The 13,242-nt window shown below is 60.0% G+C and carries 14 protein-coding genes; 8 read left to right on the forward strand and 6 right to left on the reverse strand.

All coding sequences use genetic code 11. From position 1 onward, the window contains the following. Nucleotides 1–3: 3 nt before the first annotated feature. Together FHT86_RS35080 and FHT86_RS35085 are read right to left on the reverse strand one after the other, a co-directional pair. A complete protein-coding gene (locus FHT86_RS35080; RefSeq protein WP_133704548.1) occupies nucleotides 4–957 on the reverse strand; it encodes an NAD-dependent epimerase/dehydratase family protein in 954 nt (317 codons plus the stop codon). 130 nt (nucleotides 958–1,087) lie between these two features. Further along, entirely contained in the window at nucleotides 1,088–1,849 is a 762-nt protein-coding gene (locus FHT86_RS35085; protein WP_133704547.1) for a GntR family transcriptional regulator, read from the reverse strand. A 184-nt stretch (nucleotides 1,850–2,033) separates the two neighbouring features. Here FHT86_RS35085 and FHT86_RS35090 point away from each other — a divergent pair, with 184 nt between their 5' ends. The 7 genes from FHT86_RS35090 (at nucleotide 2,034) to FHT86_RS35120 (ending at nucleotide 10,345) form a co-directional block, all read left to right on the forward strand. After that, nucleotides 2,034–3,020, forward strand: a complete 987-nt coding sequence (locus tag FHT86_RS35090) for an ABC transporter substrate-binding protein (RefSeq protein WP_133704546.1) — start codon at nucleotides 2,034–2,036, stop codon at nucleotides 3,018–3,020. Nucleotides 3,021–3,107: 87 nt separating this feature from the next. Then, the gene (locus FHT86_RS35095) at nucleotides 3,108–3,887 is read left to right on the forward strand and encodes an ABC transporter ATP-binding protein (RefSeq protein WP_133704545.1); all 780 of its coding nucleotides are present in this window, start codon (nucleotides 3,108–3,110) and stop codon (nucleotides 3,885–3,887) included. A 4-nt stretch (nucleotides 3,888–3,891) separates the two neighbouring features. Then, nucleotides 3,892–4,815: an ABC transporter permease gene (locus FHT86_RS35100; protein ID WP_133704544.1), complete on the forward strand. Its 924-nt coding sequence runs from the start codon at nucleotides 3,892–3,894 to the stop codon at nucleotides 4,813–4,815. 16 nt (nucleotides 4,816–4,831) lie between these two features. Further along, nucleotides 4,832–6,079, forward strand: coding sequence for a kynureninase (gene kynU, locus FHT86_RS35105; RefSeq protein ID WP_133704543.1), 1,248 nt, complete (start codon nucleotides 4,832–4,834; stop codon nucleotides 6,077–6,079). Nucleotides 6,080–6,116: 37 nt separating this feature from the next. Then, nucleotides 6,117–6,947: an alpha/beta hydrolase gene (locus tag FHT86_RS35110; protein ID WP_133704542.1), complete on the forward strand. Its 831-nt coding sequence runs from the start codon at nucleotides 6,117–6,119 to the stop codon at nucleotides 6,945–6,947. Nucleotides 6,948–7,173: 226 nt separating this feature from the next. After that, nucleotides 7,174–8,541: an amidase gene (locus FHT86_RS35115; protein WP_133704541.1), complete on the forward strand. Its 1,368-nt coding sequence runs from the start codon at nucleotides 7,174–7,176 to the stop codon at nucleotides 8,539–8,541. Between the two features lie 271 nt (nucleotides 8,542–8,812). Then, nucleotides 8,813–10,345, forward strand: a complete 1,533-nt coding sequence (locus FHT86_RS35120) for an ABC transporter substrate-binding protein (protein WP_133704540.1) — start codon at nucleotides 8,813–8,815, stop codon at nucleotides 10,343–10,345. A 72-nt stretch (nucleotides 10,346–10,417) separates the two neighbouring features. Here the strand turns inward: FHT86_RS35120 and FHT86_RS35125 are convergent, their stop codons facing one another. Beyond that, the gene (locus FHT86_RS35125) at nucleotides 10,418–10,849 is read right to left on the reverse strand and encodes a glyoxalase/bleomycin resistance/extradiol dioxygenase family protein (RefSeq protein WP_133704600.1); all 432 of its coding nucleotides are present in this window, start codon (nucleotides 10,847–10,849) and stop codon (nucleotides 10,418–10,420) included. A gap of 158 nt (nucleotides 10,850–11,007) precedes the next feature. Between FHT86_RS35125 and FHT86_RS35130 the strand changes: the two genes are divergently transcribed. After that, entirely contained in the window at nucleotides 11,008–11,385 is a 378-nt protein-coding gene (locus FHT86_RS35130) for a hypothetical protein (protein WP_246779812.1), read from the forward strand. On the opposite strand, the gene FHT86_RS35135 is transcribed toward FHT86_RS35130, so the two are convergent. The 3 genes from FHT86_RS35135 to FHT86_RS35145 form a co-directional block, all read right to left on the reverse strand. Next, nucleotides 11,374–11,535 (reverse strand): hypothetical protein, encoded by a 162-nt coding sequence (locus FHT86_RS35135; RefSeq protein ID WP_166656687.1) that lies wholly within the window; start codon nucleotides 11,533–11,535, stop codon nucleotides 11,374–11,376. The genes FHT86_RS35130 and FHT86_RS35135 overlap by 12 nt on opposite strands. 53 nt (nucleotides 11,536–11,588) lie before the next feature. Then, on the reverse strand, nucleotides 11,589–12,056 hold the full coding sequence (locus FHT86_RS35140) for a DUF992 domain-containing protein (protein ID WP_133704539.1): 468 nt from the start codon (nucleotides 12,054–12,056) through the stop codon (nucleotides 11,589–11,591). Between the two features lie 282 nt (nucleotides 12,057–12,338). Continuing rightward, complete coding sequence (locus FHT86_RS35145) at nucleotides 12,339–13,061, reverse strand: hypothetical protein (RefSeq protein ID WP_246779813.1); 723 nt, start codon at nucleotides 13,059–13,061, stop codon at nucleotides 12,339–12,341. Nucleotides 13,062–13,242: the final 181 nt, after the last annotated feature.

Below are 13,242 nucleotides of genomic sequence, written 5' to 3' on the forward strand. Positions count from 1 at the left end.
CCCTCACCCAATCCGCCCGTTCGCCATCAACCACGCCACGGACTCCTGCACAGCCTGCAGCGACGTGTAGCGCGGCGCATAGCCGAGAAGCCGCTCGGCCTTGGCGATCGAGCAATTCGGGCTGCGGGCGACATGTTCCCACGTTGCCTTGGCGTCCTCCGGCGTCTCGCCCTCGGCCCATTTGTCATAGGGAAGAAATTCCAGCTTCGGCTCATGACCGAACCAGCGCGACATCGCCTCGGCATAGCCTCTAAGCGTCAGTGCACCGCCCGATACAGCATGGAAGCTCTCGCCAGTCGAGGCGCGCCAATTGGCGATCGCGCCCATGAACATCTGGGCGACATCGTCGGCATGAACATGATGAACCGTCTCCAGGCCGAAATTCGGCAGCAGGAGCGTTTCACCCCGCGCAAGCGTCGAAAACGCCGCGAGGTTGAAATGGCCCGCCGGATTGAGCGGCGCCCAACCGGGGCCGACGATATGACCGGGATGGATCAGCGTCGCCGGAAAAGCCTTGGTGCGCGCCTCTGCTAACAAATAGCTTTCTATCGCGGCTTTCTGCGTTCCGTATTCACCGAACGGCCGCTTCGGCGTTTCCTCGAGCGTCGGCACGACGGTGGAAAAACCGTGCGTCCAGATCGTGCCTGTATGGAGAAAATGGCCGACATGGCCGGAGAGAGCTTCAGTGAGATGCTTGGCGCTCTCCAGGGTGAAGCAAATCATATCGATGATGATATCGGCATTCAGCGCCCGGATCGCCGGCCCGAAACTGCCGTCCTTTTCCATCGCCGCGCGATCCATCGTCAATTGCTCGACGGCATCCCATGCCCGGTTGGGCGAATAGGGCTTTGCCTGGCCGCGGCTGACCGTCACTACCTCATGCCCAGCCTCTACCAACCGTGGTACAAGATAAGTGCCGACGTGGCCCGTCGCTCCTATGACCAATACGCGCGTCATGATGTCCTCCCAGGGATATTTTCAAAATCGGATGATGCCGGAATCCGGAGTGAAGAGAATGATCTCCTAAGAATAGGAGCATAGGCCGCCTTGTCATCCCCAATCGGAAGAGGACAGGATTTTTTTGAAGCTAGACGCTCCTGCGCAACTTTGATGGCTCACGCTCGCCGTCCTCGTCCTCGGACCTGATATAGACCTGCAGCGTATAGCCGATATGCTCGGTCATCAGCACTCTGGCGCGCTCGATATCGCGATCGAGCGCCGCCTCCATCAGCGCCGTATGGTGCTCGATCGCCATCGCATCGCGCAAGGCGGCAACGGCTTTTTCATAACCGCTCTTCAGCCCGGCGGCGGCCCGTTGCGTCGGAGCCAGACCGAGAAAACGATGATGACGGCGAAGTTGGTCGGAAATCGTACCCTGAAAGCGCAGGAGCCAGCTCGATGTCGCGGCGCTCAAGAGAGCGGCATGAAATGCCGTATGCTTTTCATCCCACTCGTCGGCCATTTCCTCGGAAGCGGCGTCGGGTACGATTTTGCAGCGCGAGAGGCGATAGTGCGCTGTCACCACAGCGGACTCCCAGACCGGCCCGCCCTTTTCGATCGCTTCCAGCAGCAGCGGCAGTTCGACAACCATCCGCGCCCGCATCAGGTCTTCCAGCTCCATACGGGAAACCGGAGCAACCGCAAAACCCCGATTGCTGATGGCCGTAACCAGCTTTTCGGCCTCCAGCCGCGACAAGGCTTCGCGTAGCGGAGTCCAGCCAACGCCATAGGCGTCCCGCAAGGCGCTGAGCTTCAACGATGCGCCCGGCCGGAGCCTCGTGTTGAGAATATCTCGCCGCAACAGCCAATAGGCTGCTTCCGTCTTCGTCAAAGGTTCCTTGTCCTGCATAGCGTCGTTCCCAGGTCGCCGAAGCTTGAGATTATATATAAATCCAGCCTTTGGCGAAATTATATATCAAACAGGTTGATGGGGCACATCATATATAGCAAATTGACAGGGACGCCGTAGCCGCTATGATCCCTGGCAACAAAGCTGAGAGGGCAAGGCTCTCTATAAAATCCGGGAGGAAATCATGAAAAAATCCACATCCAGATGGTTGTCGGGACTAGTTCTCGCCGGCGCGTTCATGGCGAGCGTCGCCACGGCAGCAGCCGAGCCGATCAAGATCGCGATCGCCAATTTCGGCGAACATCCGCAGCTCAACGCCTCGATCGCCGGCTTCAAGAAGGCGCTGGCCGACAATGGCTTCGTTGAAGGCAAGGATGTGGTCTATACCGAGAGCAACACCAGCTTCGACGCCTCGCTGGTGCCGCAGATGATCGCCAAGCTGCAGTCGGACCATCCGAAGCTGATGTACACCATCACGACGCCGGTCTCGCAGATCGCCAAGAAGGCGCTTGCCGGCTCCGGCATTCCGATTGTGTTCTCGGCCGTGACCGATCCGGTCGCCGCCAAGCTCGTCCCCTCCTGGGACGCCGGCGATGAGGGCATTACCGGCGCGAGCGACCTACAGGATATCGCCGCCATCTTGACCTTCACGAAGAAGCTGTTCCCGAATGCAAAGCGCATCGGCGTGCCCTACAATCCGGGCGAAGCAAACGACGTCGCCCTGCTTGACAAGGTGAAACAGGCCGCGCCATCAGCCGGTTTCGAAGTCGTGTCCGTCGGCGTCGACAACGTCAACGATATCCAGCAGCGCATCGCTTCCTTCGCCGGCAAGGCCGACGTGATCTACACGCCCGCCTCCAACCTGCTGCAGCCGGCGATCGCCGCCGTTTCCGCTGCGGCTCGCCAGGCCGGCATCCCGATCGTCAACTCGGATGACGCCGCGGTCCGCACTGGTGTCGTGCCCGCGAGCTTCGCCGTCAATTACGAGCAGGTTGGCGAAAATGCCGGCAAGATCGCCGCGCAGATCCTGAAGGGCGCCGATCCAAAGACGATCAAGCCGTCGCGTCCGGCCTATGAGGATCACGCGCCGCTGATCAACAAGACGGTTATGAAGGCTTTCGGCGTCGACGTGCCGGCCTCGCTTGCCGATTGCAATTGCTTCGTCAACTGACAAGCTGCATCTTCGACGGACCATTCACGACATGGCGGCGTCATGAACGCCGCCATTTTGCAAGCCCATTCTGCGGGGGAGCCACGGATGCTGGACATCAAATCCGCGCGCAAAGTTTTCTACAAGGGACAGCCGGACGAGAAGATCGCGCTCGACGGCCTGTCCCTATCGCTTAAAACCGGCGAATTCGGCGTGGTCATCGGCTCGAACGGAGCCGGCAAAAGCAGTATGCTCAACGCCATCTCCGGCGCGCTCAACCTCGATTCCGGCCAGATCATCATCAATGGCGACGATGTCACCGGCGCGCCGGTCCATAAGCGCGCCGCGCGGCTCGCCCGCGTCTTCCAAGACCCTATGAAAGGTACTGCCGCCAGCATGACGGTTGCCGAAAACATGCTGCTCGCTGATCTGCGCGGCAAGCGGCGTGGCCTCCGCCCCGGCCTGAACGCGGCCCGCCTGGCGACTTACAAGGAAAGACTGTCCGTGCTTGGTCTTGGCCTTGAGAACCGGCTGAACACGAAGGTAGAGCTGCTATCGGGCGGCCAGCGGCAATCGCTCTCGCTGATCATGGCCGTCGGCGGCTCGCCGGAACTGCTGCTGCTCGACGAACATACAGCCGCCCTCGATCCACGCACGGCCGACATCGTCATGCAGGCGACAGTACGCACCGTCGAAGCGCTGAAGCTGACGACCTTGATGGTGACGCACAACATGCAGCACGCCATCGACTTCGGCGACAGCGTCATCATGCTCGACGCCGGCAGGGTTCATCTCGAAATCATCGGTGAAGCAAAAAAGCGGATCACCGTTCCCGAGCTGATCGGCCATTTCGCCGTCAAGACCGACCGCATGCTGCTGGTGAGCTGATATCATGGATTTCATTCAGGAAACCGTTTCGAGTTTCATCTCGCTGATCCCGGTCACGCTGGCGCAGAGCTTCATCCTGAGCTTCGTCGTGCTGGGCATCATGATCCCTTTCCGCATGCTGAGCTTCCCGGACCTGACCAGTGAGGGCGCCTTTCCGCTCGGTGGCTGCGTCTGTGGCATCCTGCTGGCCGCGGGCGTCGCACCACCGCTGGCAATCATCGCGGCTTTTGTCGTCGGCCTTGCTGCCGGTTGCTGCACGGCCTTCATTCACCTGCGCTTCCGCATCCATACGCTGCTCGCCGGCATCCTGATGTCGACCATGCTCTACAGCATCAATCTCGGCATCATGGGCAAGTCGAATCTCTCGGTCTTCGGCTCGCCGACCGTGTTCGATTGGGTGCCGCTGACCCAGCCGGGCTTTCCGGCAAGCAAGATCGTCGTCGCCGGCTTGATCGCGTTGATCGTCCTCGTCGCCCTCAACCTCTATTTCAAGACGGAAAAGGGCACGGCCATGCGCGCCGTCGGCTCCAACCCGGACATGGCCGAAGCGCAAGGCATCAATGTGTGGGCCGCGACGATCGGCGGTGTCGGCCTTGCCAGCGCCTTTTCCGCCTCCAGCGGCGCGCTGATGGTGCAATCGCAAGGCTTTGCCGACGTCAATATGGGTATCGGCATCCTGATCAACGGCCTGGCGGCGCTGATGATCGGCGAGGCGTTCACCGGCAAGCAGACCGTGCTGCGGCAGCTGCTCGCACCCTTCGTCGGTTCGATCATCTACTACCAGCTCGTCTCGCTCTGCCTCGCCGCAGGCATGCCGCCGCCGAACCTGAAGCTGGCCACCGGCCTATTCGTGCTGCTGATGCTAGCCCTGCCCAGCATCAAGCGCAGCCGCGGCGGCGCGCCCGCCCGCGAAACAATTCGCGAATAAAGAGAGACCCGACGCCATGACCAGCCTTCCCGATTTCGCCGCCGTCGAGGCCATGGATGCGGCCGACCCGCTGCGTCCCTTCCGTAGCCGCTTCGCCTTGCCCGAGGGCGTCATCTATCTCGATGGCAACTCGCTCGGTGCCGCCTCGCATGACGTCTTCTCCGAATTGCAGCAGGCCGCGACGGAGGAATGGGGCAACGGCCTGATCCGTAGCTGGAACAGCGCCGGCTGGTTCCACCTGCCGCTCGAACTCGGCGACCGCATCGGCCGGCTGATCGGTGCTGCACATGGCCAGACCGTGGTCACCGACTCGACCTCGATCAACATCTACAAGGCGCTGCATGCCGCTCTTGCGATGCGCTCCGGCCGCAGCGTCATCGTTGCCGAAGGCGACAGCTTTCCGACCGACCTCTACATGGCCGAAGGTGTCGCCTCGACACGGCCCGGCGTTACCCTTCGCCTCGAAGGCAAGGATGCGGACAATATCGAGGATTTGATCGACGACCAGGTTGCCGTCGTGCTGGTCAACCACGTCAACTACAAAAGCGCCGAGCTGCGCGACATGGCGGCGCTGACGCGCAGGATCCACGAAGCCGGCGCGCTGGTGATCTGGGATCTCTGCCACAGCGCCGGCGCGTTGCCTGTCGATCTCGACGGCGCCAATGCCGATTTCGCTGTTGGATGCACCTATAAATATCTGAACGGTGGCCCCGGCTCGCCGGCTTTCATCTATGCCGCGTATCGCCACCACACATCGATCATTCAACCGCTCAGTGGTTGGTGGGGCCATGCCCGTCCCTTCGCCTTCGAGCAGAATTTTGCCGGTGGTGAGGGTATCAAGCGCTTCCTCTGCGGCACGCAGCCCATTCTTTCGCTCAGAGCGTTGAAAGGCGTGCTCGGTGTTTGGGACGAGGTCGACATGAGCGCGTTGCGCAGGAAGAGTGTTGCACTGACAGATCTCTTCATCCAGTTGGTGGAGGCGAAATGCGGCCAATATGGCGTCATATTGGAAACCACGCGCAACAGCGAACGGCGCGGCAGTCAGGTCTCCTTCGCCCACAGCAACAGTTATGAAGTGATGCAAGCCTTGATCGAACGCGGCGTCATCGGCGATTTCCGCGCCCCCGCCACCCTGCGTTTCGGCTTCACGCCGCTTTATGTCGGCTACCGCGATGTCTGGCACGCGGCGGAGGTGCTGGAAGAAATTCTCAGCAGCGGATCGTGGAAGGAAGCGCGCTTTGCCGTGCGGTCGACCGTGACGTGATATCGGATTGACGCTGGCAACGCAGGGGGATCGGGCGATGAGCTATTTCAGGATTACCGACTGGGAAAGTGCCTACACCAGCGATGCCTATGTGGTCGGCGGTGACCGCTGGCCGGCAGCCTGGGTAGAACCCGCGCAAGCCTTCCGCGATAGCCTCGCCGCCACCGGGCGCGCCAACCTCGACCTCGCCTATGGCCCCGGAGGACGCAATCGTTTCGACCTCTTCCTGCCCGCTGAGAAACCGAGGGGATTGGTGGTCTTCATTCATGGCGGTTACTGGCTGGAACTCGACAAGAGCTATTGGTCGCATCTCGCCGCTGGCCCCATCGCCAACGGCTACGCTGTTGCCGTCCCTTCCTACACGCTTTGTCCTGACATCCGCCTCGCCGGCATCGCCAAGGAAGTTGCGGCGGCAATCGGCAAAGCCGCCGATATGGTCGATGGCCCTGTGATGCTGGTCGGACATTCGGCCGGCGGCCAGCTTGCGACCCGCGTGGTCACGGCCACGTCGCCGCTAACAGCGCCAGTCCAGGCCCGCATCCGCCATGTGGTCTCCATCTCTGGACTTCACGACCTGCGCCCGATCATGAAGAGGACTCTGAACGAGCACCTGCACATCGATGCAGCCGAAGCCACGGCCGAAAGCCCGGCGCTGCTGGAACCTGTAGAAAATGTCCGCCTCACCTGCTGGGTCGGCGGTGCGGAACGCGCCGAATTCATCCGCCAGAATGCTCTGCTCGCCAATATCTGGACCGGTCTTGGCGCGGCAACCAACGCCGTCGTTGAACCCGACCAAAATCATTTTACGGTATTGGACGGACTTGCCGATCCTGCGCATCCGCTGACGCGGGCCTTGCTTTCCGAATAGTGCGTCCAGAGATTTTCGAAGCGCTGCTCATGGCTGGCACCTTTGACCGACCGGCATAACAATGCGCTTGCCGAACGTCATCAGCGAACGCATTCTCTCCAATGACCTTCCAGGCAGGGTCAGCCGCTAGGCGCGACCCATCATGTTCAGCCAAAGTCATTTTACGGCTTCATGCTGGCCGGCCGCCAGCGGAGAGACCGTTAGAACACTATGAAAGGGAATAACCATGGGCGGATCCCAGGATAGCGGCGAAAGAAAAAGCGACATCGGATTTTTGAGCGTGGGGGAGCTGGGCAGCCGTTATCGCAACGGCTCGCTGTCGCCTGTCGATGTTGTCGCGGCGGCGTTGGAACGTATTGAAGCGCTCGAACCAAGCCTGAATGCGGTTGCCCATGTCATGCGAAGCGCCGCCTTGGAACAAGCGACGCGTGCAGCGGCCGACCTCCGGTCCGGGCGCGATCTCGGGCCGCTGCATGGCATTCCGGTTGCCATCAAGGATTTGATTGAAGTCCGCGACGCACCGACCGGCTTTGGCAGCCGCGTTCGCTCGCCCGTAGTGGCGGCTGATGACGCGGAGCTCGTAAGGCGGTTGCGGGAAGCGGGTGCCATCCTCGTCTGCAAGACCAATCTGCTCGAATATGCCTACGGCATCGCCCATCCGGATGTCGGCCAGACCAACAATCCCCATGATACCGGCCGGACATCGGGCGGCTCCAGCGGCGGTTCTGCAGCCGTCGTCGCGGCTGGCATCGTACCTCTCGCTGTTGGCACGGATACCGGCGGATCGATCCGTATCCCCGCCTCCTATTGCGGCATCGTTGGTTTGAAGCCGACCTTCGGTCTGGTTTCGGTCGATGGTGTTTTCCCTCTGTCGCAAACGCTAGATCATGCCGGGCCGCTTGCACGCACCGTCGCGGACGCTGCAATCTTGCTGGAATATCTCTCCGGAAAACCGTTCCGCCTGTCGTCGCCGTCGCTCGAAGGCGTCAGAATTGGTGTTCTCTCCTACCACGCCGACAGCCGGGAGCTGACCGCGGCGGTGGCGGAAAACCTCAGGCAAACGATTACGACGCTAAAGGCCCACGGAGCCATCATCAAAACGGTCGATATCCCGTTGTTAGCCTCTGCCAACTCGGAACTACGAAAGATCATCAAGCCGGAGGCATCCCTGATCCACAGAGAGCTCTACGCCGAAAATCCTGCGGGCTATGCGCCGAGAACCCGGTCGCAAGTCGAGGCCGGCTTCGGTGTGAGCGCGGTGGATTACCTGCAAGCTCAGGATTTTCGCCTGCAGCTTCGCGAAGCGGTCGAGGCCCAATTCGCTGATGTTGATGTGCTGCTGAGTCCCAGCGTTCCCTTTCCCGCCCCCATCGAGGATCCGGAATTTACCGAGGATGGCGAGGAAGGTGAAATGCTGTCGAGTGGCTTCGCCAACATGACCGGGCAACCGTCCATCAGCCTGCCTTGCGGCACGGATGGACATCTGCCGCTCGGCCTGCAACTCACCGCTGGATTCGGCGATGACGGCAAGCTGTTGCAAATCGCACTTGGCGTCGAAGCGGCTCTCGCCGCCCACAGAAGACCAGCCGTCTAAACACACAGTCATCGATCTGTTATAGCTCTATATAACAGATCGATGACATCTGGGCGATACCGGCACTCGAACATCGTCGAGAAGCACCGTTTTCATCAGTTGCAGCCTCTCACAAAAGAGAAATCTAATATAATTAAAAATGACTTCAGCCTATTTTTTAATCCCTGCACTATATTGTGCAGATGCGTTATATCGTGCTAGCACAGTCCCATCCGGAAAAACTGTCTAGGACGCGCAGACGGCGTGTTCTCAGTCGAAAAGGATGCTGACGATGACTTCACTGACAAGCAGGGCCGGCCTCTATTTGTGCTCGGCATTTCTGGCTCTGACACTGCTTTCCTCATCCGCCATGGCCGCCGATCTTCGTGTCGGTTTGCGTGCCGATCCTGATATTCTCGACCCTGCGCAGGGCACTTCGGTTGCCGGTCGTGTCGTTTTTGCAGCCCTCTGCGACAAGCTGATCGACATCACCGTCGACGGCAAATACCAGCCGCAGCTCGCCACCGCGTGGTCGTGGTCAGCGGATAATCTGACCCTGACCTTGAAGTTACGGGAGCATGTCTTATTCCAAGACGGCCAGCCCTTCGACGCCGCCGCCGTCAAGGTCAATCTCGACCGTTATCGCACCGATCCGCTTTCGAAGCGCAAGACCGAATTGAAACCGGTCGCCAGTGTCGAAGTCGTCGATCCCCTGACCGTCAACATCAAGCTGAACCAGGCCTATGCGCCGCTTGTCAGCGTATTGTCCGACCGCGCCGGCATGATGTTGTCGCCGGCGGCACTCAGCAAGGAAGGCGCCAAGATCGGCGATCATCCGGTCTGCGCCGGGCCATTCCAATTCGTCGAGCGTGTTTCGCAGGATCACATTCTGCTGAAGCGTTTCGATCAATATTGGAACAAGGATGCGATCCTGGTCGACTCTGTGAATTATCGGATGATCCCGGATGACAGCGTGCGGCTTCTCAGCCTGCGCTCCGGTGACATCGACCTGATCGAGCGCCTGTCGCCAAGCGATATTCCGACCGTCAAGAGCGATGCGAACCTGAAAGTGATCGACGGCCCGTCCACCGCTTTCGACCTTATTTCCATCAACACCAATCATGGTGACGACGCCAACAATCCGCTCGGCAAAAGCGCCAAGGTCCGTCAGGCCTTCGAACTGTCGCTCGACCGCAACGCCATCAACCAGGTGGCCTATGAGGGCTTTTTCGTTCCGGGCAATCAACCGGAGCCGGTCGGCACGCAGTTCTACGATGCGGCCCATCCGGTACCGGAGCGCGATGTCGCCAAGGCGAAGGCACTGCTGGCCGAGGCAGGCACGCCCAATCCCTCCTTCACGCTCGCCGTCGCCAACAGCCCGATCCTGGCGCAGGTCTCGCAGATGATCCAGTCGATGGCCGCCGAGGCCGGGTTCGACGTCAAGATCCAGACACTGGAATCCTCGACGCTGGCTGCCAATTCCGATGCCGGCAAGTATCAGGCGTCCATGGCTATCTGGAGCGGACGCCCCGATCCGGACGGTAATATCAGCCCATGGATTGCCAGCGACGGCTTCTTGAACTGGGGCCACTATGGCAACAAGGATCTCGACAAGATCCTGATGCAGGCGCGACAGACGACGAACGATGCTGAGCGCAAGAAGCTCTATGCCGCCGCCATCAATCTCTATGTCGCCGACATGCCGTTCATTGTCCTCTATCACTACAAGTCGCTCTGGGCGGCCCGCAGCAATATCGACGGCTTCGTTCCCTACCCTGACGGACTTATTCGGCTGCAGGGTGTGAAGAAGAGCGTGGCCGGCTAACGCCCTTGCCATGACGTTTCGCTGAGATGACCCGGGTTCGAGCTCTTCGAACCCGGGTCCATTTTGCAGAGTTTATTTCTTGACGGACGCGCTCATCCCCCAGGTGACGCCGAATGGATCGCGCAGCTGGCCCCAGCGGTCGCCCCAGAACATCACGTCAATTGGCATGACGACCTCGGCGCCGGCCTCCACGGCACGTTTCCACCAGGCATCGAGGTCGTCGACAAACAATTGCAGGGTAAAAGCCTGCGGCTTTTCCAGCGCATGACCATGTTCGGGATAGGCGTCGCCGAGCATCAACGAACTGCCATTGATATAAAGATGGATATGCATCGTTCGGCCCTGCTCGTCAGGCGGAAACAGGAAGGCCTGTTCGGCGCCAAAGGCGCGCTTGTAGAACTCGGCGGCCTTCACGGCCCCGTCCACTGTCAAACCAGGCACCAGGCCGCCAAGCACCGGCACGTTGGGTTGCTGCGATTGTGTTTGTTCTGTTGCATCAGTCATGATGATTTCCTCGGAACGGATTTGTGGGTTGTGCCCATAGGACGGGCTGCTCCAAGGACGGCAGTCGATCCGATTTTCCGACAAGTGAGATGAGGATTTTTCGACGTGATCATTTTGTGCCAAATGCATCTTGCATTCCCATACTTGGCGAGAGGCACATGAACCGGTGGCGCATACTGTTTCTGTCCCTGCCCCTGCTTGCGGGGGCGGCTCCAGATTGCTCGGCATCCGGCGTCACCTATCATAGCATAGAGGACGACAGGACGAACGGCGAGAAACACGGCCTCTTCGAGATAAGGGAACAGGCGAGACACTTCATCGCCAGGGAAAACGTGTCTCGTGGCACCGATTGGGAGACGCTCGACCCGAATCTGAAGCTTCAGGTGCCCAGATGCGCCGTTGCGTTGACGGTCAAATGGGTTCCCAAAACCTATGGCTTGTCCGCACCGAATGTCGCAGTGACCTGCAGCAGGACGATCGATGGCAGTTGGGAAAGGCGCTGGGAGGTCTTTGTTCCCGTCAGGTTAAAGCGATGACACCCGCTTCACCTGGCGCTTTTCGCCAAAAATCAGCGCCTCCGCATCCTTTCGCGGCATGGGCTTGCCGAGCAGGAAACCCTGTACTTCGCTATAGCCTTCGGCCCGCAATTTTCCCAGTTGCTCTTCCGTTTGGATCGTCGTCGTCACCCGTGAAGCGATGAGGGCTGGACACGAGCACCATCTCGATCGTTCGATTTCGATTAGTCGACCGCGCGCAGTCTCAGGGATGCGACACCAACGGCGACATTCACTCCGACATCGCCTTCTAAGGACACGGGTTGCAAGGAGACGCTGCTCTGGCTTCCGCCGACCAGCACTTTCGCGCCGCCACCAAGGCCAAGGCTGGCATCGGCCTCGACTCCGCGATAGGTGCCCTGAAGACCAGTCAATGGCTGACCGTTGATACTGTAGACGAGCCAGACCATACGGCCCTTCTGGACTTCGCCGATATCGAGACCGAACTCATCAATCGAACCCTGGTATGACTTCTTCGGGCCGGGCGCGGAAGGCGTGAACATGCAGGAGACGGCCTGCTTCGAGCCGATGATCACGCCGATACCGGCCGATACGTCGCAATCTAGCTTTCCGACCTCGGTTTGTGCCGCACTGGCTGCGGCCGGCGCTAGAAGCGCCGCGCAAGCCAAGCAAGCTAGGAGGTTCTTCAACATTGTCTCTTCCCTTCTCTCAATAAGCACGGGTCCTTCCGCGCGGGTTGACGCCATCTCGTGAAACGGCGGATCCTATGGCTGACCAGTTTGCGATCAACGCAGCGAAGCAGAAATGAACAAGTCGCCGCCCGATAGATTGGGCTTCTTCGCGGAGCGTCGGTTTCGATGACGCGCGGCGGAGCGGATGGTGATCATTCAAACCTCCGACAACAACATGATCATAGGATTGGCAGGCGCTCCTGCGTTGACGACACTGACGTCAAAGCAGGAGGTTTTCCGGTTCTACTGCCACTGTCCGTTGGGCAGGCGTCCGTGGTAGGGCGTGTTCCTGCAATGTCCCCACGGATCCAGCCAGTATCCGGGAGGGCATACAGGTTCGGCAACGGGCGGGTAGTAGACGGGGCCGTAGTACGGCGGAGCCGGATAGACGGGTCGCGCTGCGGCAGAGCCTAGGACAGCGCCAGTCGCAAGGCCCATGCCGTACCAGCCGACATTGTTCCAGCCGCGCCAATGGTCGATGAACACAGCGGCAGGCCCGGTCGCGGTCGAAAGGTTGCCCTCCAGAACCGTCACATCGAAAGTCAGCGTCGTCCCATCAAGCTTCGGAGACTTGAGCGTGACCACGGCATCCCTAACTTCGGAACCGCCATTGAGAACCGACACCGTAGCATTGGGCGGATCGTCGTTGAAATTGTCCGGTCCCTCGCCCCATTGTTTGACGAGTTCATCGGTCAAGATGTGTCCGGCGGCCCGCACCGGTCGGTCGGCGAAGACGATCGAGTTCGCTGAGACGCCGGTGAGCGTCAGCTTGTCGCCCTCAAGTTTGGCGCCATCCGCATTTACCACTAGAAGCGATGCGGTCGGCCCCTGCCGCGTTACCTGTCCGATTGTCTTTTCAAGCGGAACATGGGGCTTGTTCGCGGTGTCCTGAGCCACGACGGCCCCAGCCACCAGAAATCCGACTGTTCCTACCAATGCAAGGAAAATCATATGTTTGCGTTTCATTGCTACATTCCTTGATCAATTTGTTTTCTCGCGTTGACGCGACATCAATGGGTATCAGCGAAATCGATCCTTGCCTGGACTTCACCCGTGCTCCATGTTGCCCTGGTCGGGTCGACGTCAGAGCGGCAACGACTGGTGCAACAGCGCGCAGATCATTATTCTGAGCATTGCAACCTCATCA

The organism is Rhizobium sp. BK313, assembly GCF_014193655.1.
Lineage (GTDB): Bacteria > Pseudomonadota > Alphaproteobacteria > Rhizobiales > Rhizobiaceae > Rhizobium.

Excerpts from the sequence above, each read along its gene's own strand:
- FHT86_RS35095 (WP_133704545.1), top strand. The coding sequence starts at position 3,108 with ATGCTGGACATCAAATCCGCGCGCAAAGTTTTCTACAAGGGACAGCCG.
- FHT86_RS35110 (WP_133704542.1), top strand. The coding sequence starts at position 6,117 with ATGAGCTATTTCAGGATTACCGACTGGGAAAGTGCCTACACCAGCGAT.
- FHT86_RS35120 (WP_133704540.1), top strand. The coding sequence starts at position 8,813 with ATGACTTCACTGACAAGCAGGGCCGGCCTCTATTTGTGCTCGGCATTT.
- FHT86_RS35090 (WP_133704546.1), top strand. The coding sequence starts at position 2,034 with ATGAAAAAATCCACATCCAGATGGTTGTCGGGACTAGTTCTCGCCGGC.
- FHT86_RS35100 (WP_133704544.1), top strand. The coding sequence starts at position 3,892 with ATGGATTTCATTCAGGAAACCGTTTCGAGTTTCATCTCGCTGATCCCG.
- FHT86_RS35085 (WP_133704547.1), bottom strand. The coding sequence starts at position 1,849 with ATGCAGGACAAGGAACCTTTGACGAAGACGGAAGCAGCCTATTGGCTG.
- FHT86_RS35140 (WP_133704539.1), bottom strand. The coding sequence starts at position 12,056 with ATGTTGAAGAACCTCCTAGCTTGCTTGGCTTGCGCGGCGCTTCTAGCG.
- FHT86_RS35145 (WP_246779813.1), bottom strand. The coding sequence starts at position 13,061 with ATGAAACGCAAACATATGATTTTCCTTGCATTGGTAGGAACAGTCGGA.
- FHT86_RS35115 (WP_133704541.1), top strand. The coding sequence starts at position 7,174 with ATGGGCGGATCCCAGGATAGCGGCGAAAGAAAAAGCGACATCGGATTT.
- kynU (WP_133704543.1), top strand. The coding sequence starts at position 4,832 with ATGACCAGCCTTCCCGATTTCGCCGCCGTCGAGGCCATGGATGCGGCC.
- FHT86_RS35080 (WP_133704548.1), bottom strand. The coding sequence starts at position 957 with ATGACGCGCGTATTGGTCATAGGAGCGACGGGCCACGTCGGCACTTAT.
- FHT86_RS35130 (WP_246779812.1), top strand. The coding sequence starts at position 11,008 with ATGAACCGGTGGCGCATACTGTTTCTGTCCCTGCCCCTGCTTGCGGGG.
- FHT86_RS35125 (WP_133704600.1), bottom strand. The coding sequence starts at position 10,849 with ATGACTGATGCAACAGAACAAACACAATCGCAGCAACCCAACGTGCCG.